This is a genomic window from Nonomuraea sp. NPDC003560 (assembly GCF_042878785.1).
GTDB lineage: Bacteria > Actinomycetota > Actinomycetes > Streptosporangiales > Streptosporangiaceae > Nonomuraea.
Genome location: NZ_JBIAOF010000010.1, coordinates 339,025 through 357,296 on the forward strand (window position 1 = coordinate 339,025; position 18,272 = coordinate 357,296).

The 18,272-nt window shown below is 74.5% G+C and carries 10 protein-coding genes (1 of these 10 running past the window's edge); 3 read left to right on the forward strand and 7 right to left on the reverse strand.

Features of this window, described 5'->3' with window-relative positions; genetic code table 11:
- From ACFYUV_RS35025 to ACFYUV_RS35050, 6 genes are all read right to left on the reverse strand, one after another.
- On the reverse strand, nt 1–3,291 hold the 5' portion of the coding sequence (locus ACFYUV_RS35025) for an SDR family NAD(P)-dependent oxidoreductase (RefSeq protein ID WP_387676354.1). 2,118 nt of this gene lie to the left of the window's left edge; only the first 3,291 of its 5,409 coding nucleotides appear in the window; its start codon is at nt 3,289–3,291; its stop codon lies off the left edge, out of view.
- The gene (locus tag ACFYUV_RS35030) at nt 3,288–7,898 is read right to left on the reverse strand and encodes an amino acid adenylation domain-containing protein (protein ID WP_387676356.1); all 4,611 of its coding nucleotides are present in this window, start codon (nt 7,896–7,898) and stop codon (nt 3,288–3,290) included. The genes ACFYUV_RS35025 and ACFYUV_RS35030 overlap by 4 nt, the downstream gene beginning before the upstream one ends.
- On the reverse strand, nt 7,895–9,373 hold the full coding sequence (locus tag ACFYUV_RS35035) for a thioesterase domain-containing protein (protein ID WP_387676359.1): 1,479 nt from the start codon (nt 9,371–9,373) through the stop codon (nt 7,895–7,897). Before ACFYUV_RS35035 ends, ACFYUV_RS35030 begins: the two co-directional genes overlap by 4 nt.
- 602 nt (nt 9,374–9,975) lie before the next feature.
- Complete coding sequence (locus tag ACFYUV_RS35040; RefSeq protein WP_387676361.1) at nt 9,976–11,265, reverse strand: phosphatase PAP2 family protein; 1,290 nt, start codon at nt 11,263–11,265, stop codon at nt 9,976–9,978.
- Between the two features lie 115 nt (nt 11,266–11,380).
- Nucleotides 11,381–11,854 carry a DUF6463 family protein gene (locus ACFYUV_RS35045; RefSeq protein WP_387676364.1) on the reverse strand — a complete coding sequence of 158 codons (474 nt, stop codon included), beginning with the start codon at nt 11,852–11,854 and terminating at the stop codon, nt 11,381–11,383.
- A gap of 86 nt (nt 11,855–11,940) precedes the next feature.
- Nucleotides 11,941–13,872 (reverse strand): fumarylacetoacetate hydrolase family protein, encoded by a 1,932-nt coding sequence (locus tag ACFYUV_RS35050; RefSeq protein ID WP_387676367.1) that lies wholly within the window; start codon nt 13,870–13,872, stop codon nt 11,941–11,943.
- Nucleotides 13,873–13,996: 124 nt separating this feature from the next.
- Between ACFYUV_RS35050 and ACFYUV_RS35055 the strand changes: the two genes are divergently transcribed.
- Together ACFYUV_RS35055 and ACFYUV_RS35060 are read left to right on the forward strand one after the other, a co-directional pair.
- Nucleotides 13,997–14,716, forward strand: a complete 720-nt coding sequence (locus tag ACFYUV_RS35055; protein WP_387676370.1) for a helix-turn-helix domain-containing protein — start codon at nt 13,997–13,999, stop codon at nt 14,714–14,716.
- Between the two features lie 48 nt (nt 14,717–14,764).
- Entirely contained in the window at nt 14,765–15,835 is a 1,071-nt protein-coding gene (locus tag ACFYUV_RS35060) for a flavin-containing monooxygenase (protein WP_387676373.1), read from the forward strand.
- Here the strand turns inward: ACFYUV_RS35060 and selA are convergent.
- Nucleotides 15,813–17,123, reverse strand: coding sequence for an L-seryl-tRNA(Sec) selenium transferase (gene selA, locus ACFYUV_RS35065; protein WP_387676376.1), 1,311 nt, complete (start codon nt 17,121–17,123; stop codon nt 15,813–15,815). The two genes, ACFYUV_RS35060 and selA, sit on opposite strands and share 23 nt — an antisense overlap.
- A gap of 127 nt (nt 17,124–17,250) precedes the next feature.
- On the opposite strand from selA, the gene selD reads away from it, so the two are divergent.
- Nucleotides 17,251–18,243, forward strand: a complete 993-nt coding sequence (gene selD / locus ACFYUV_RS35070; protein ID WP_387676379.1) for a selenide, water dikinase SelD — start codon at nt 17,251–17,253, stop codon at nt 18,241–18,243.
- The last annotated feature ends 29 nt before the right edge of the window (nt 18,244–18,272 follow it).

The window sequence follows — 18,272 nt, forward strand, 5'->3', positions numbered from 1 at the left end:
GGCGACCGGGGCCAGCAGCCCGGCCTCGCCGGGTTCCGCCGTACGGCCCAGCTCGGCGGCGACGCTCCGCACCGCCGCCGGCCGGTTCGCGTCCCCGTCCGGCGCGTCGATGTGGCGGACGCGCAGCCACGGCGTCTCCAGCGGGACGACCCGGGCGAAGGCCGCCAGCGTGGCGTGCTCCGGCCTGGTCAGGTCGCCGCCGACGACGTCCATCGTGCCCGCGGTCACCAGGTCGAGCTGCACCCCGCCCGGCGGCTGGGCCGCCGACAGCGCCTGCACGAGACCCAGGACGCCGAAGAAGCCGCGGTCCTGCGCCGCCCACGTCTGCTCGCCGCCGGTGAGCGCCCAGGCGTGCACGACCCGCTCGGGGATCTCGCCGACCGCCTCCAGCAGCGCGTCGTAGTCCTCCCGTACGGCCGGCCGCACCGTGAAGTGCCCGTCGAAGGCGCCGAACGCGGCGCCCGGCCGCACCTCCAGCACCTCGGCCCCGGAGGCGCGCAGCGCGTCGGCCAGCGCGGCGGAGTCCTCGTCCACGAAGGCCAGGCAGCGCGTGACCGGCGACGGCGTCCCCGGACGGGCCGGCGCCTGGTGCCAGACGGGCACGCCGTACCACCGCTCGGGCGGCAGGGGGCCGTCGGCCTGCTGCGGGTGGGCGACGCCGCCGGCGAAGGCGCCCTGCGGGTCGGGGTCGATCCAGGCGCGCTGCCGCTCCCACGGGTAACCCGGCAGCGAGACGCGGAAGCCGGGGGCGCCGAAGTCGTTCAGCTCGATGCCGTGCACCCACAGCGCGCCCACGGCCTGCGAGAAGACCGCGACGTCACCGGCCCGGTCGCGCGGGCCGGGCAGCGACGGCAGCGGGGCGATCGCGCCGGCGGCCAGCTGGGTGCCGGCCAGGCCGCACAGCTGCCGGCCCGGCCCGCACTCGATCATGATCCATTCACCGTCGGCCAGGAGCGTCGAGACGCAGTCGCCGAAGCGGACCGGTTCGCGCACGTGCCTGGCCCAGTAGGACGGGTCGGTGGCCTCCGCGGCGGTGATCCAGGTGCCGGTCACGTTGGACAGGAACGGCAGGCTCGGCGCGGCCGGGCGGGCCGCCGCGACCAGCTCGCGGAACTCGCGCAGCATCGGCTCCATCATCGCCGAGTGGAAGGCGTGCGAGGTGCGCAGCCGGGTGCAGCCGATGCCCTCCTCCTCCAGCATCTCGGCCAGCTCCGCGATCGACTCCGACGGGCCGGACACGACGCACGTGCCGGGGCCGTTGACGGTGGCCACGGAGACGTCGTCGGGCAGCATCGGCGCGATCTCGTCGGGCATGAGCTGCACGGCCAGCATGGAGCCCGGCGGCAGCGCCTGGATCAGCCGGCCGCGCGCCGCGACCAGCCGCATCGCGTCGGGCAGGGTGAAGACGCCGGCGATGGTGGCCGCCGCGTACTCGCCGATGCTGTGGCCGATCATCGCGGCGGGCTCGACGCCCAGCGACAGCCAGAGCCTGGCCAGCGCGTACTCCACCGTGAACAGGGCGGGCTGCGTGAGCGAGGTCTGCCGCAGCGCCTCGTCGGCCTCCTCGCCGGTGGCGAAGATCTGGTCGCGCACGTCCAGGACGGCCGCGCACTCGTCGACCGCCTCGCGGAAGATCGGCTCGTTGCGGTACAGCTCCGCGGCCATGCCGCCGTACTGGGCGCCCTGGCCGGAGAAGAGGAAGGCCACCTGCGCCGGCCGCTTCGGCTTGGCGCCGGTGACGGTCCGCCTGGGGTCGGACAGCGCGGCCACCGCGTCGCCCGGCGAGGTGGCGACGACGACGGCCCGGTGCTTGAGCTCCCGGCGGCCCACGCGCAGCGTGAACGCGGCGTCGGCCAGGTCCGTCTCGGGGTGCGCGGCCAGGTGCGCGGCCAGCCGTTCGCGCGCGGCGGCCAGCGCCGACTCCGTCCTGGCCGACAGCTTCAGCAGGTGCGCGGGCCGCTCACGGGGCAGCGACGGGCGCGGCGGGGCCTCCTCCAGCACGGCGTGCGCGTTCGTGCCGCCGATGCCGAACGAGCTGACCCCCGCGCGGCGCGGGAACTCCTCGCGCTCCCACTTCGTCGGCGAGGAGACGACGTAGAACGGGCTCGCCGGGAAGTCGATCTTCGGGTTGGGGCTCTTGAAGTGCAACGTCGGCGGGATCAGCTTGTTCTCCAGCGCCAGCACCGTCTTGACCAGGCTGGGGATGCCGGCCGACTGGCCGAGGTGGCCGATGTTGCTCTTGACCGAGCCGATGCCGCACCACTGGGTGTCGCTCGTGTGCTGGGCGAACACGCTGGACAGCGCGGCCACCTCGATCGGGTCGCCGAGCGCCGTGCCGGTGCCGTGCGCCTCGACGTAGGTGACCGTACGGGGATCCACGCCGCCGACGCCCAGCGCCTGCGCGATCACCGCGGCCTGGCCGTCCAGGCTGGGCGCGGAGAAGCCGACCTTGCCCGCGCCGTCGTTGTTGATCGCGTTGCCCAGGACCACCGCGCGGATGTTGTCGCGGTCCTCGATCGCCTCCGACAGCCGCTTCAGCACCAGGACGCCGCCGCCGCTGCCCCAGGTCGTGCCGCCGGCGTCGGCGTCGAAGGAGCGGGTGTGCCCGTCGGGGGAGACGATGCCGTCCTGGTCGTAGATGTAGCCCTCGCCCTGCGGCAGGTCCAGCATGGCCGCGCCGGCCAGCGCCATGTCGCACTCGCCGTTGCGCAGCGCCTCGCACGCGATGTGGAAGGCCACCAGCGCGGTCGAGCACGCCGTGTGCACGGTGTAGCTGGGGCCGCGCAGGTCGAGCTTGTAGGAGGTGAGGGTGGCGCAGTAGTCGACGTGGTTGCCCACCATGACCGCCAGCCAGCCGGCGTTCTTGTGGGCCTGGGCGTTGCTGCGGATGTTGCGCCACTGGTAGGTGTCCGTCCCGGTCCCGGCGTAGACGCCGATCTCGCCCGGGTAGCGGAACGGGTCGTAGCCCGCGTCCTCCAGCGCCGTGTGCGACAGCTCCAGGAACAGCCGGTGTTGCGGGTCGCGGACCTCGGCCTCCCTGATCGACATGCCGAAGAACGCCGCGTCGAAGCCCTCGTAGTCGTCCAGCGTCATGGCGGCCGGCACGAAGTTCGGGTCGGCCAGCAGGCTCTCCGCCGTGCCCAGCGCCCGTTGCTCCTCCAGGGTGTACGTGGTCAGCGACTCGACGCCGTCGGCGAGGTTGCGCCAGAACTGCTGCGCGTCACCCGCTCCCGGGACTCGGCACGACAAGCCGATGATCGCGATCGGCTCGGCCGTGGGCTCGTCCGTCATGGGGCAATCCCCTTCTCGTTGCGGTTCCTCAACCTGTCTCGCCGTGAGGCCAGGCGGCGCGCCGCCCGGTCCAGCCCCGGACTGCCGCCCGCTCCATCGAGATGGGCGGCCAGCGTCCGGATCGTGGGATGCCTGAACAGCTCCGTGATCGGGATCTCGCGGCCGGTCGCCGCCCGCAGCCGGGCCTGGACCGCCGCCACGGCCAGCGAGTGGCCGCCGATCTCGAAGAAGTTGTCGTCGGGGCCGAGCCGCGGCACGCCCAGCACGGCGCGCCACACCTGGGCGACCGTCTTCTGGGTGGGGCCGTCGAGGCCGCCGCCGGCCTTCGGCTGCTCGACCGGCCGGCCGCGCAGCGCGGCGCGGTCCACCTTGCCGTTGGGCGTCAGCGGCAGCGCGGGCAGCGCCACCACCTCGCTGGGGACGGCGTGCTCGGGCAGCGCGCCGCGCAGCTCGTCCAGGATGCGGTGCGCCGCCAGGCCAGGCCGGGCGGGCACCACGTAGCCGATGAGCGTGCCGTCCTCGACCCTGGCCGCGGCGGCGCGCACGTCCCGGCAGGCGGCGAGCGCGGCCTCCACCTCGCCCAGCTCGACCCGGAAGCCGCGCACCTTCACCTGGTCGTCGGCGCGCCCGGCCGGGGTGATCGTGCCGTCGGGGTTGCGCCGGCCGAGGTCGCCGGTGCGGAACCGGTCGCCGGCGAAGCGCCGGCCGGTCAGCGCCGGATCCAGGTAGCCGTCGGCCAGGTGGCGGCTGCGGACGACCACCTCGCCGAGCTCGCCCACACCGGCCCGCCTGCCGTCCGGCGTCACGACGATGATCTCGCTGCCCTCGACGGGCCGCCCGATCGGCACGACCTCCGGGTACGGCTCCGCGAGCTCGTGCCACGCGTGCGCCTGCGGCGTCTCGGTCGTGCCGTAGAAGGCGACGATCCGGGCATCGGGCACGAGCCCCCGCAGCCGGGCCGCCTGGACGCCGGTGAACAGGTCGCCGCCCACGCCGGCCAGCCGCACGTCGGGCAGCGTGCCGCCGGTGCCCGCCAGCATCGCCGCGAGCTGCGGCGTCAGGTGCAGGACGGTGATCGCGTGCTCGCGCAGCCAGGTGACGAGCTTGCCGGGATCGCGGACCAGCTCGTGCTCGGGCACGAACAGCTCGGCGCCCGCCACGGCCGGCACGAACATGTCGCGCAGCGCCGGATCGTGGGCCGGCCCGTGCAGCAGCGCGAACCGGTCGTGCGGCCCGACGGCGAAGGCGCGGACGTACCAGGACAGGAAATGGGCCAGCGGCCGCTCGCCGGTGACCACCGCCTTGGGGTCGCCCGTGGTGCCCGAGGTCATCGAGAGGTAGCCGGGTCCCGGCAGCAGGGCGCCGCCCTCGCGCAGCTCGACCGCGCCGTCCCGCAGGACGGCCCGCGCTCCGGCGGCGGCGATCTGCCGCTCCTGGACAGCGGCGGGATAGGCCGAGTCGATCACCACCCACCGCGCCCCCGCCGCCAGCACGCCGAGCAGGATCCCCGGCAGCTCGGGCACCCGGGAGGCGACGACGGCCACCACGGCCCCCGGCTCGACCCCCGCGCCGCGCAGCGCCGCCTCGGTCCGCCGCCGCGCCCCGGCGTGCGCGTCGCCGGCCAGCTCCAGCAGGCCGGGCCCGTCCCAGGCCGGCAGCTCGGCGTCGGGGGGCTCAGGGCGCACCTGCCCGGTCAGCGACTCGCCGAGCAGCTCGACATAGCCGTCGACCAGCGCCGTCATGCGCTCGGCGGAGAACAGGTCGGGGTTGTAGACCAGCTCCAGCGCGTAGCCGCCGCGCTGCTCGCCCACGTACATCGTCAGGTCGAACAGCGCCCCGGGCAGCCCTGGCCGCAGCGTCTCACTGGCGCAGCCGTCCAGGTCCAGATGGGCTTGCGCGAAGTTGTACATGTTGAACATGACCTGCGTGATCGGGTTGCGGCTCAGGTCGCGCGGCAGCCGCAGCGACTCCAGCAGCTGCCCGAGCGGCACGTCCCGGTGCCTGATCGCGGCGTTGAGCTCGGCCGCGCACGCCGTCACCTGCCCGGCGAAGTCGCCCCGGGGGCGCAGCCGCAGCGGCAGGACCTGCACGCACATCCCCACCAGCGACTCGAACGCCACGTGCGGCCGGTCGGCGTAGGCCGCCCCCACCACCAGGTCGTCCCGTCCCGCCAGGGTGGCCAGGCGGCGTCCGAAGGCGGCCAGCAGCACCGCGTACGGGGTGGTGCCGAGCTCCGCCGCCAGCTCGGCCACCCGGCCGGCCAGTTCAGCGTCCACCTCGCCCCGGACGGCGGCGCCGCGGAAGGTCTGCGCGGGCGGCCTGGCCGCGTCCCTGGGCAGGTCCAGCACCAGCGGGGCGTCGTGCAGGCGCTCGCGCCACCAGCCCAGCGCCTGGCCGTCGCCGTTCGCGCGCAGCCAGCGCACGTAGTCGGCGAACGTGTGCTCGCCCGCCTCGACCGGCTCGCCGCGGTAGGCGGCCGACAGGCCGCGGAAGAGCACGTCCTGCGACCAGCCGTCGAACACCAGGTGGTGCGCCGTCAGGCAGAGCACGTGCTCGTCGGGGGCCAGCCGGAGCAGCCGCGCCCGGAACAGCGGCCCGGCGGCCAGGTCGAACCGTTCCCGCGCCTCCTTCTGCAGCGCCGCGTCCAGCTCGGCGGGGGAGAGGTCGTCGATCGGCAGCGGCACCTCGCGCGGCGGCGCGACCGTCACGTCGGGGATCCCGTCGCGCGAGGCCACCCGCCAGCGCAGCGCCTCGTGGGCCGCCACCACGGCGGTGAGCGCCCGGCGGAGCGCGGCGACGTCGAGCGGGCCCCGGATCCGCTCGGCCATCGCGATGTTGTGCGCGGCCGACTCGGGCGCCAGCTGCTCGACGAACCACATCCGGCGCTGGGCGGGGGAGAACGCGGCCGGGCTGCCGGTGGGCGGCGCGGCGGCGGACGCCCGCTCCGCGCCCGCCACCAGCGCGCGCAGCGCGCCGTAGGTCCGGCCCTCGTACACGTCCTGGACCGAGACCGCCCGGCCCAGCTCCGCGCGCACCGCGGCCACCAGCCGCATCGCCCGCAGCGAGTGGCCGCCGCGCTGGAAGAAGTCGTCCTCGTCGTCGGGGACGGGCGCCTCCAGCACCCGCGCCCAGATCCCGGCCAGCCCGCTCGCCGTTCCCCGCTCCCGCTGCGACCGCGCCCGCAGGGCGGCCAGGTCCACCTTGCCCGAGGCGTTCAGCGGGAGGAGCGGCAGCCGGACCAGCCTGGTCGGCAGCATGTACGGCGGCAGCCGCACCGCCAGGTCCTCGCGCAGGGCGGCCAGGTCGGGCGCGTCCTCGGGCGTCACGTAGGCGACCAGCTCGCCCGCGAAGTCCACCACCGCCTGCCGCACCCCGGGATGGGCGCGCAGCGTCGTCTCCACCTCGCCGATCTCCACGCGCTGCCCCTGGACCTTGACCTGGCGGTCGAGGCGGCCCATGAACGCGATCTGGCCGTCCTCCTGCCACGCCACGTGGTCGCCGGTCCGGTACAGCCGCGCGCCGGGCTCGTCCGAGAACGGGTCGGGCACGAACCGCTCGGCCGTCAGCGCCGGCCGGTCCAGGTAGCCGCGGCTGACCTGCGGGCCGCCGATCAGCAGCTCGCCGGGGACGCCCGGCGGGCACTCGTTCATGTCCTCGTCCACGATGTACGCCCGGCAGCCGGTCAACGGCCGGCCGATCGGCAGCGGACGCTCCCACACGCCGTGGAACTCGCCGCCCACCACGACGACGGTCAGCTCGGTCGGGCCGTACAGGTTGTGGAAGCGGGTGTGCGCCGACCAGCGCGCCACCTGCTCGGGCGGGGGCGGCTCGCCCGCCGTCACCACGTCCCGCAGGTGCGGCAGCCGGCTCGGGTCCACCAGCGGCAGCAGCGCGGGCGGGAGGTAGCCCCAGGTGACGTCGTGCCCCTCCAGGAAGTGCTGCAACCGGGCCGGGTCCACGCGGTCCTCGTCCGGCACGAGCTGCACGCAGCCGCCGACGGTCAGCGGGAGCACCATGTCCATGATCGAGGCGTCGAAGCCCAGCGCGGAGAAGGCCATCGAGCTGCAGCTCGCGTCCAGGCCGAAGCGCGCGACGGTCGCGGTGACGAAGAAGACCGCGTTGGCGTGGCTCACCACCACGCCCTTGGGCCGTCCGGTGGAGCCGGAGGTGTAGATCACCCACGCCGCGTTGCCCGCGACGGCGCCGCTCTCCCGGGGTTCGGCCGGCCCCGGCTGGAAGGCGTCGACGAGCGTGGCGGCGCAGCCGTCCAGGAGCTCGTGGCCGCGCTCGTCCACGACGACCACCGCGATGCCGGCGTCCGCCAGCACCTCATCCAGCCGCCGGCGCGGATGCCCCGGGTCGAGCGGCACGTACGCCCCGCCCGCCAGATGCACGGCCAGCACCGCCACCGGCATCAGCGGGGTGCGGCGGGTGCACAACCCCACCCGCGACTCCGGCCCGACGCCGAGCTCGCGCAGCCGGGCCGCCAGCGCCCACGCCCGCTCGACCAGCTCGGCGTAGGTGAGCACGTTCTCCCACTGCCGGACCGCCGGGGCGTCCGGGGTCCGCGCGGCCTGAGCCGTGATCAGACTGCTGAGGAGTGTCATCCTGCGGCCTCCACACCCGGCCGTACCAGCCGGCCTCGCCGTACCGTCTCGAAACGCAGCAGGAAGCTCGGCGCGCGCAGGGCGATCGCGGCCATCGCCCGGCCCAGCGGCAGGTGCGTCACCCGCCACCCCGCCAGCCACTCCGCCTCAGCACCTGCTTCGGGGGACGCCTCGGGCACCCACGTCCGGCCCGGACGCTGCCCGGCGAACCCGAACCGCGCCGGGTCCACCCGCAGCCCGTCACCGGACGCCTTCAGCAGCGCCTCCTTGGCCGTCCACGTGCGCAACGCGCTGTGCAACCGCAGTTCCTCGGGCAGCGCGGCGAACTCGTCGCGCTCCCGCTCGTCCAGCATCCGCTCGAAGAACGTCTGCTCGTCCGCCGGCGGGCGGAAGCGCTCCAGGTCGGCGCCCACCTCCCGGCCGGTCGTCAGCGCGACCAGCACGAGCCCGCCCGACTGGGCGACGCTGTAGGTCAGCTCGGTCCCGCCGTACGGCAGGCCGCCGGACCGGCCGGGCGGCTCGGCGAGGCCCGGCTCGACCCCGTACTCCCTGAGCAGCCGCCGCAGCAGCACCGACCTGCCGACGAAGCCGCGCCGGCCGTCCTCCTGCCGGAACCTGGCCGCCCGCGCCGCCTCCCGCGGCGACAGCTCGTCGAGGGACGCGCACATCTCGGGCAGTTCGTCGAGGTCGGCCAGCCACACGTGCACCTCGTCCGCGGCCAGGCTCCGCTCCGGGCCGGCCGCGATCGTCCGCGCCACCTCCTCACCGTGCGTGGCGAGGAAGAGGTGGGCGGCGTCGAGCGTGTGCAGGCGGAAGGCCGAGGAGGTGTGGCGGGCCCAGGCGAGCATGGTCGGGTGGGTGACCTCCCGGTCGTGCGCGCCGGCGAAGGCGACGATGGGCACGTCCAGGGGCTCCTGGCGGGTGAAGCGGTAGCGGCGCAGCCACTCCATGTCCGTCCGCAGCGCGGGGATGAGCAGGGCCTTGACCTCGGGCTGCGTGCGTAACTCCGGGGGCGCGCCGAGCCGCAGGATGAGCTCGTCGACCAGGTCCTCGTCGCCCAGGCCCGTCCACCGTCCCAGCGTCTCCTGGCGCTCCGGCGGGTGCGCGGCGCCGACGTAGAGGCATTCGGGCGCCCGCACGCCGAGCCGCCGCAGCTCGCGGACCACCTCGAAGGCGACCCGGCCGCCCATGCTGTGCCCGTAGATCGAGTACGGCGTGCGCTGCCGGGCGACGACGGCGCCGATGGACCGGGCGATCAGCTCGGGGGAGAGGGCTCCGGGCTCGGCCACCCGGCCCTCCCGGCCGGGCAGCATGGCCACCCGCACGTCCAGGACGCCGTCGAACGCCTGCCGCCAGGCCCAGAAGGCGGTGACGTCCCCACCGGCGTAGGGGAGGCAGAAGAGGGTCCGAGCGCCGGGCGGGTATCGCGTCAGCGAGGCGAACGGTGTCTCGGACAGCGGCTGTTCTTCTGGCATCGCGACGCGAAGTCACCCTCCGGCAGGTCTGCCGCGCCGGGCGAGGTCGTCGCGCGGGCAGCAGGAAATATGGGCCGCTCGTCAGGGTTCGACCTGGCGAGGGGCGGCTCACGGCTGAAGCCACGCCATTCCTATTATTTTGTCCGAAAGTCAGTCAAGGGATGAAATTTAAACCAACGATGGAATGCTGGTTTCGGCCATCGACAAAACCCGCTTCCGGCGGGTGCGTCTACGGGCGGTGGACCTCCCCGGCTGGGCGGATGATCTCTGCCTGCCCTCGCGTTCTGGGGTTCTGCCACCCTGCGTGATGATCTTGTCCCTCTATGGAATGCCCGTAATTAGGGTTTCGGTCCTGTCGTTTGAAGGGGTCTCTGTCCCTATTGACTGATTGAGTCGGGTCCGATTCTCCATATCGGTCAGATCGGCGGTCATCCCGCTGGCAGCGGCCTCGCGGGGTGCTGACAGCCGTCGGCCCCCGTCCTGTCAGGGCCGGGATCAGGAAGACCTCCCCGTGCGCGACGAGCACGGGGAGGTCTCGAGATCACTGCGATTCCGGTCTCAGCGGAGGGCGGGCGGGTCGCCCGGACTCACTCCTTCCGGCCTCACCGCTTCGGCCGGAAGTAGTGCCTCACCATGTAGGCGGTGACCTGGGCGCCGATCTTCGCGCCCTGCACGTCCGCCGTGCGCGTGTGGATGCCGCCCCACACGCGGGCCTCGATGACCTCGGCCAGGGCGTGGGAGAAGCCGCGGAAGCTCCTGGTGGTGCCCGAGTCGGAGCTGTGGCCGCTGAAGGGGATGTCGTCCCTGCCGAAGAAGTGGGCCAGCGCCGACATGCTGGCCGCCGTGAAGCACGTGTGCCCGGAGGTGTAGTCGGGGTGCGGCGGGGTGACGAGCAGCGGCGTCCAGTCCGGGTCGGCCGTGGTGCGGGGGTTGCCGTCGGTGTCGGCCAGGCGGATCGCCGTCACCGGCCGCCAGAAGGCCCACGCCGCCTTCTCGTTGTAACAGGCGGTCGTGGCGTCGGCCTCGGCCAGGTCGACCATGGCGAACATGCGGGCCGCCTGGAGCGGGTTCAGCTGCCGGGTCGTGGCGAGCTGGCGTTTGATCTCCCATTCGGCCAGGTGCCGGTCGTGCCACCAGATCGCGGCCTGCGTCTGGTCCTGCGTCCTGACCGTGCTGTCCGCACCGCCGATGCGCTTCAGCTCGTTGACGTCCTTGGCGTAGCGGGAGCTGGTCAGCGCGGGCGGGCCCGAGGTGCGGAACATCGACGCGCTGGGGATGAGGAACGGCTTGAGGTCGCCGACCCAGGCCCCGTCCGAGGCGTTCGTGGGCGGCGTCGGCCGCCACTGGCCGGGCTGGGTGCCGATCGGCCAGGTCTGGTCGCCGAACGCGCCGTCGTTCTCCCTGGCGGCGATCATCGCGGCCGCCGCCTGCTCGCCCACGGCGACGCCGCGTCGTCTCGCGTCGCCGTCGGCGATCGTGGCGAGGTACTCGTCGTACTGGGTCGTCAGCCGGGCCTGCTGGGCGGGGAAGAGCTGGTTCAGCACGCGGAAGGCCGCGGTGGCGACGGCGGCCTCCGTCGACTCCCCGCCGTCGGCCCGCGGCGCGATCAGGTACGGCTGGTAGGGGGTGCCGGCGATCGCGTTCACCGCGTCGTAGACGGCTCCGTGCACCATGGCGAAGCTGCGCGCCTGGACCTGCGGCTGCTGGCGGGCGACGTCCCAGATGGCGGTCTGGGCGTTGCGGTCCCAGACGACGACGGCGTTCTCGGGCGGTTGTGAGCCCGACGCGTACGCGGTTGCTGAGCCCGGTCCCGCCGGGACGACGGCGGCGATGACGAGGACGGCCAGCCATCGTGCGATGACCGGCCGTCGCCTACCACGTGATTGAGGCATTTGAGAAAATTACTATGCCGCCTTAAGGCCGTTAAGCGGCTGCATAAGCGAAAACCCGATAACGACACGTCCGAAAAACGGGCCCGCCGGAACGACGGCGGGCCATCGCGCCCTCTCAGGGGGTCTGACGTCGAGCGATGCCGTCGGCGCGGTCATGGCCGCCGCGCCCGGCACGCCGGTCGCGCTTTTCCCGCACCGCGATGACGTTCGCCGCGATGAGCAGCCCGGAAGGCACGATCGCGGTAATGAAACCGCTCATTCCGATCAGGCCGACGCCTATGGCCCCCCAGAGGAGGATCGCCCACCCGACATATCCGGGAACCTGCTGCCCCTGCCGCCCCGCCCGCGCCACCAGCAGGCCCAGCAGCGCCAGCACCACGACGAACCCGCCGGGCAGCGCCCAGAAGACCGCCCGCGAGTCGCCGTCCGCGAGGCCGTTGCGCAGGTCTCCGGCGAGCCAGCTCGCCCAGGGGGCGAGGGGGGCGAACACGGCGGTGTGCGCCAGGGCGATGAAGATCATGGCTCGCCCGGCCCAGCTGGTGAGCCGGTCCGGCGGTGTTGCCGTCGCGAGCGGGGAGGAGGTGCTCATGCCTGCCAGTTTTTCCCGGGAGCCGTCCGGTGTGCTCCCTCGCGAGGGGGATGCCGCTCCCTCTCCCGGGGCGGTCTCCGGCGGCCTCATGCGAGCGCCCTCTCGGCCATCATGGCCATCAGCGTCATCTGGTCCAGCGGGGGCGTGGCGGCGGGGTCGAGCTCGCGGTAGCGGCGGTGCAGGTTGACCACGATCCGCTCGGCGTCCAGCCAGGTGGCGTACTCGTCCAGGTCCACCGCGCCGACCGCCTCGGGGAAGGACAGGCCGCGGGCGTGGGCGGCGTCCGCCTGGTCGACCACGTGGGCGAGGTAGCCGCGCACCGCGCGGATCCCGTCGGGGTCGGTGACCGGGCCATGGCCGGGGACGATCGTGTGGGCGCCGGTGGCGAGCATCCTGTCGCAGGCGTCGATCCAGTTGGCGATGGGGCCGCTCCACACGATCGGCGTGCAGCCGACGAACAGCAGGTCGCCCGCGAAGAGCACGCCCGCGTCCGGCACGTGCACGACGGTGTCGGCGCCGGTGTGGGCGGGGCCGAGGTCCATCAGGCGCACCTCCCGGCCGCCGATGTCGAGGGTGAGCTCCCGGTCGTACGTCTGGGTGGGCAGCCGCAGGCGGATGCCGCCGAAGTCGAAGGCGCCGAAGCGTTCGCGGAAGTAGGGCGTCGCCGGGCCGATGTCCATCACCTGGGCGGCGGTCAGCAGGTCGGGGCGCATCTCGTGCCGCATCTCCGCGCGGGTGGCCGCCGCGGAGACGATGTCGACGCGCTCGCCCAGCAGCTGGGTGCCGTGGCAGTGGTCGCCGTTGGAGTGCGTGAGGGCGGCGTGGGTCAGCGGATGCCGGTCGGTGACCTCCCGCATGGCGGCCAGCATCTCGGCCGTCAGCGGCAGGTCGAACAGCGTGTCCACCAGCAGCGACGCGCCCTCGCCGGTGACGAGCCCGGCGTTGCTCAGGCCGTACCCGCCGTCGGGCAGCAGCCAGGCCCACACGCCCGCGCCGACCTCGTGCAGGCCGCGGGTGTAGGGCAGCCTGGACCGGGCGTTGTTGACGCGCGGGCGCGGCGGGCGGCGGTCGGGGTCGTGCCGCGGCGTCAACGGGTACGGCCTGGCGGACGCCCGGACGGTCTGACGGGTCCGGCCCAGCCCCTCGACCGTCAGCTCGACGACGTCGCCGTCCCCCAGCCAGCCGGGGAACGCGGACGGGTCGGCCATCGACAGGTGCTCGACGAGACAGCAGCCGGGCACGGTGCCGGAGCCGAACACGTCGCCGGGCAGCAGGTCCACGCCGCGCGAGGCGTAGGAGACGACCTCGCCGAAGCTCCAGTCCATGCTGTCGGTGCGGCCCGAGCCGACGATCTCGCCGTTGACGGCGGCCTCGACGCGCAGGGCGAGCCGGCCGTCGCGGCGGTAGGGCGTCAGCTCGTCCGGGGTGACCAGGAACGGGCCGAGCGTGGTCGCGCCGTCCTTGCCCTTGGCCTGGCCGATCGCCAGCGGGGACTCCCGCAGTTGCAGGTCCCGCGCCGACCAGTCGTTGTAGACGGTGTAGCCGATGATGTGCTCCTCGGCCTCCTCCGGCGTGAGGTCCCGGCCGCCCGGCCCGATGACCGCGGCGATCTCCAGTTCGAAGTCGAACCAGGCGCTGCCCGGCGAGATCGTCACGTCGTCGTACGGGCCGACGACCGTCGAGGGGCAGGCGAAGTAGAAGGCCGGGACCTGGTACCAGGCGTCCGGCAGGGTGCGCGGCTGACCGGCGGCCTGCCGGCAGTTGCGCATGTGGTCGAGGAAGCACAGGCAGTCGCGGATCGAGGGCGGGCGCGGGACGGGCGCCCGCAGCCTCGCCTGGGCCAGCGGAACCGTCTCCGCCGACGACGCGAGCGCCCGCTCGCCCGTCGCGCGCAGCGCCTCGGAGCCGCCGCCGATGAGATCGAGCAGCCGGACACCGGGCGCGACGGGGTGGATCAGGTCCTCGCCGAGCACGCCGACGCGGTCGCCGGCGCCGGTCGCGTAGGTCACCCAACGCATGGGGGAGCTCCTTCGTCTCTATGTTGGTTGACACAGGCTATATCGCTTGGCATTCGCTCGGTCATCCGGCATAGCCGATCGCATGGCATCATCGCCACATGGCGATCGATCACCATGGCGGCCTGTGAACGCGCCGAGCCGGCGGCGGGGATGGGCGGCGATCACGCCCGGCCGCCTGTACTACGCCGGGCACGTCGGGGCGGGCGGCCTGCACGCCCACCACGCCGTGCAGCTCCTGGTCGGCGACGGCCTGGTCCTGCGCGGCGGCACCGGGCCCGCGCACGAGGTGCGGGCCGCGCTCATCCCGGCCGACACCCCGCATGAGATCGTGCGCGGCGCCGACGACGCCCTGCTCGTCCTGATCGACCCCGCCCAGGCCGGGCGGCCGTCCCGCGGACAGGCCGCCGGTCCGGCCGCCTCGTGGAGCCTCGACGTGCGCCCGCCGGCCCGTCGTGACCTGCCCGGCCTGGCCGCCCTGGCCGACGAGCTGACGGGCACGGCGCCGCCGCCACCCCTCCACCCCGCTCTGGCGCACGCGATGCGGCTGGTCGAGGCGGCCCTGCCCGCGCAGGTGCGGCTCGCCACGGTGGCCGGCGCCGTGCACCTGTCGGAGAGCAGGCTGGCCCACCTGTTCCGGCAGGAGGCGGGCCTGCCGTTCCGGCCGTACGTGTTGTGGACGAGGCTGCGGGTCGCGCTCTCCTCACTGTCGCGGGGAGCCACGCTGACCGCCGCCGCGCACGCGGCCGGCTTCTCCGACGCCGCCCACCTGACCCGGACCGTGCGCCGCATGATGGGCGACGCGCCCTCGGCGCTGGCCACCGGGGTGCGCTGGCTGGAGGGTTAGCAGGTTCGTTCAAGCCCGCCGGGCCCCGGCCAGGCCAGGCTGGTGCGTGTGATCATCATCATCGGCGCCGGTCAGGCAGGGCTCGCCGCAGGCCGGGAACTGCGCCTGGCCGGGCACGACGTGCTCCTCCTTGAGGCCCATTCCCGCGTGGGAGAGTCCTGGCGGCGGCGCTGGGACTCCCTGCGCCTGTTCACCCCCGCCCGGCTCAGCTCGCTCCCCGGCCTGCCGCTGCCCGGCGACGGCGACCGCCACCCCGGCAAGGACGAGGTGGCCGGCTACCTGGAGGACTACGCGGCGCACTTCGAGCTGCCCGTCCGGCTCGGCGCCTCCGTCTCACGACTGCGCCGCGCCGCGGACGGGAGGTTCGAGGCGGTCACCGACCGGGACGTCCTCACCGCCGACGGCGTCGTGGTCGCGACGGGCCCCTTCCAGCGGCCGCACGTCCCCGCCCTGCCGCTCGGGCCGGACATCGTCGCCCTGCACAGTGCCGACTACCGCAACCCGGGCCTCCTGCCCGACGGGCCCGTGCTCGTGGTCGGCGGCGGCAACTCCGGCCTGCAGATCGCCGCCGAGCTGAGCCGGGACCGGCAGGTCACGCTCGCGGTCGGCAAGCGTCAGCCGGTGCTGCCCCAGCGTGTCCTCGGCCGCGACGTCTTCGCCTGGCTGCGGGCCCTCGGGGTGGTCACCGCCCCGGTCGGCGGGCGGTTCGGCCGCTTCGTCCGCGAGCGCGACCCGCTGATCGGCATCGGCCCAGGACGACTGCGCCGCCTGGGCGTCCGCGTCGTCGACGGCGTCGTCTCCGCCGACGGCGGCCGGCTGCGGACGGCCGGCGGGCAGACCGTCACGCCGTCCGTCGTGATCTGGGCGACCGGCTACCGGCCCGACTACGGCTGGCTGCGGGTGCCCGGCGCCCTGGCCGGCGGCGTGCCGCTGCACACCGGCGGCATCAGCCCGGTGCCCGGCCTGACGTACGTCGGACTGCCCTTCCAGCGCAACCGCGGCTCCGCCCTGCTCGGCTGGGTGGGACACGACGCGGCCCTGGTGGCACGGAGCTACCCGGTCACGCCGCCGCCCCGGTCGTGCACGGCGGGCCCGGTCAGCCCTCCGGCCACGCGGTGAGGACGGCGGCCAGCAGCGTCCCGTCGTGGCCGGACGGCACCGCGCGCAGGTCGAGCAGGCAGCGGCCGTTCTCCACCCGGGCGAGCACGGGCGGCTGCGCCCGGCGCAGCGCGGCGGCCGCCCGCCGGTCCAGCGCGACGGCGGCGCTCGGCAGGGACACCCCTGGCGCGCCCCCGCCGCCGACCACGCCCCGGCTGTCGACGGCCTCGGCGTCGATCCCCTTGTCGCGCAGCCGGGCCGCCAGGTCCTCGGCGCGGGAGCGCAGCGTGGCCTGATCGGCGTGCAGGCTCTCCCAGGTCGGCGTCGGCGGGCCCGCGACCGTGGCCTCCAGCGCCGCCAGGGTGATCTTGTCCACCCGCAGCGCGCGGGCGAGGGGATGGCGGCGCAGCCGGTCCACGAGGTCGGCGCGGCCGAACAGCAGCCCGCATTGAGGGCCGCCGAGCAGTTTGTCCCCGCTGGTGGTGACGAGGTCCGCGCCCTCGGTCAACCAGCTCGTGACGTCGGGCTCGCGGGGCAGCAGCGGCTCGTGGGCCAGCAGCCCCGAGCCGGCGTCGGCGACGAGGGGAACGCCCCGCTCGCGGCACAACGCCGCCAGCCGCGACACCGGGACGTCGGCCGTGAACCCCTCGATCCGGTAGTTGGACGGGTGCACCTTCAGCACCAGGCCCGTCCGCGGCCCGATCGCGTCGGCGTAGTCCGCCAGGGCGGTGCGGTTGGTCATGCCGACCTCGCGCAGCCGGGCACCCGTGGAGACGAGCAGGTCGGGAAGGCGGAAGCCGTCCCCGATCTCGATCAGCTCCCCCCGGCTGACCACGATCTCGCCGCCCGCCGCCAGCGCGGTGGCCGCCAGCACGAGCGCCGCCGCGTTGTTGTTCACGACGTGGACCGCCTCGGCCGCGGGCACGGCGGCGGCCAGGGCGGCCAGCGCCGTACGTCCCCGTCTGCCCCGGTCGCCCGTGTCGAGGTCGAGCTCGACGTCGGTGACCCCGGCGGCCAGCTGCACCGCCTGGCGGGCGGCGTCCGACAGCGGGGCGCGGCCCAGGTTGGTGTGCAGCAGCACGCCGGTGGCGTTGATCACCGGCCGCAGGCCGGCGGCGGAGGCGGGCAGGGCCGCCAGCGCCGCGGTCAGGACGTCCTCCGGCGCGAGCTCGCCCTCTCTGGCCCGCCGCTGCGCCGCGACGATCACGGCCTTGACCTGGGCGTGGCCGAACCGCCGCCGGGCCTCGACCAGCCGGGGGTCGGCGAGCAGCGTGTCCGTCCGCGGGATGGATCGACGATGGTCGGTCATGCTAGGGACGTCCGTTCGGCGTGAGAAGCACGGTGTCTCCAGGTCTCGTACCGGGGCCGATCAGGCATCATATGATCAACCGCCAGAAAAGCGATCATGGCGGCCGTGATCGTCCTAAGGTGTGATCATGAAGAGGCTCACGCAGTACGCCCAAGGCGGCGGCTGCGCCTGCAAGATCCCCGCGGCGGACCTGGAATCGCTGCTCGGCGACGCACGCATGCCGTTCCCCCGAGATCCCGAGGCGGAGCTCGTGGTGGGGCTGGAATCCGGCGACGACGCCGCCGTGGTCCGCACCCAGGACGGATCCGTGCTCATCAGCACGGCCGACTTCTTCACCCCGGTGGTCGACGACCCCTACGACTGGGGCCGCATCGCCGCGGCGAACGCCCTCTCCGACGTCTACGCCATGGGCGGGCGGCCCGTGGTCGCGCTCAACCTCCTGTGCTGGCCCCCCGACCTCCTGCCCTACGACCTGGCCGCCGAGGTGCTGCGGGGCGGCGCGGAGGTGGCCGCCCAGGCGGGCTGCCACCTGGCCGGCGGGCACAGCGTCGTGGACGCCGAACCCAAGTACGGCCTGGCCGTCACCGGCGTCGCCGACCCCGACCGGCTGCTGCGCAACGACGCCGGCCGCCCCGGCCTGCCGCTGTCCCTGACCAAGCCGCTCGGCCTGGGCGTGCTCAACAACCGGCACAAGAACACCGGCGAGGTGTTCCCGCACGCCGTGGAGACCATGACCCGGCTGAACGCGGACGCCTCGCGCCAGGCCGTGGCCGCCGGGATCCGCTGCGCCACCGACGTCACCGGCTTCGGCCTGCTGGGCCACCTCCACAAGCTGGCCCGCGCCTCCGGCGTCACCGCCGTGCTGCACGCCTCGGCCGTGCCGATGCTGGACGGCGCGGCGCAGGCCGTGAAGGAGGGGTTCGTCCCCGGCGGCTCGCGGCGCAACCTCGACTGGGTGGCCCCGCATCTCGACCCCGGCGACGTCCCGGAGGAGACCCTGCTGCTGCTCGCCGACGCGCAGACCTCAGGGGGGCTGCTGGTCGCCGGGGAGATCCCCGGCGCCCCGGTGGTCGGCGAGCTGATCGAGCACACCGGGCACACCGTCGTCATCCGTCCCTGAACGCCGACGCCGGGCGAAACCCCACGGCC

What these genes read in the sequence shown, in the direction of transcription:
- ACFYUV_RS35030 (WP_387676356.1), bottom strand. Translation starts at nt 7,898, where the DNA reads ATGACACTCCTCAGCAGTCTGATCACGGCTCAGGCCGCGCGGACCCCG.
- ACFYUV_RS35035 (WP_387676359.1), bottom strand. Translation starts at nt 9,373, where the DNA reads ATGCCAGAAGAACAGCCGCTGTCCGAGACACCGTTCGCCTCGCTGACG.
- ACFYUV_RS35040 (WP_387676361.1), bottom strand. Translation starts at nt 11,265, where the DNA reads ATGCCTCAATCACGTGGTAGGCGACGGCCGGTCATCGCACGATGGCTG.
- ACFYUV_RS35045 (WP_387676364.1), bottom strand. Translation starts at nt 11,854, where the DNA reads ATGAGCACCTCCTCCCCGCTCGCGACGGCAACACCGCCGGACCGGCTC.
- ACFYUV_RS35050 (WP_387676367.1), bottom strand. Translation starts at nt 13,872, where the DNA reads ATGCGTTGGGTGACCTACGCGACCGGCGCCGGCGACCGCGTCGGCGTG.
- selA (WP_387676376.1), bottom strand. Translation starts at nt 17,123, where the DNA reads ATGACCGACCATCGTCGATCCATCCCGCGGACGGACACGCTGCTCGCC.
- selD (WP_387676379.1), top strand. Translation starts at nt 17,251, where the DNA reads ATGAAGAGGCTCACGCAGTACGCCCAAGGCGGCGGCTGCGCCTGCAAG.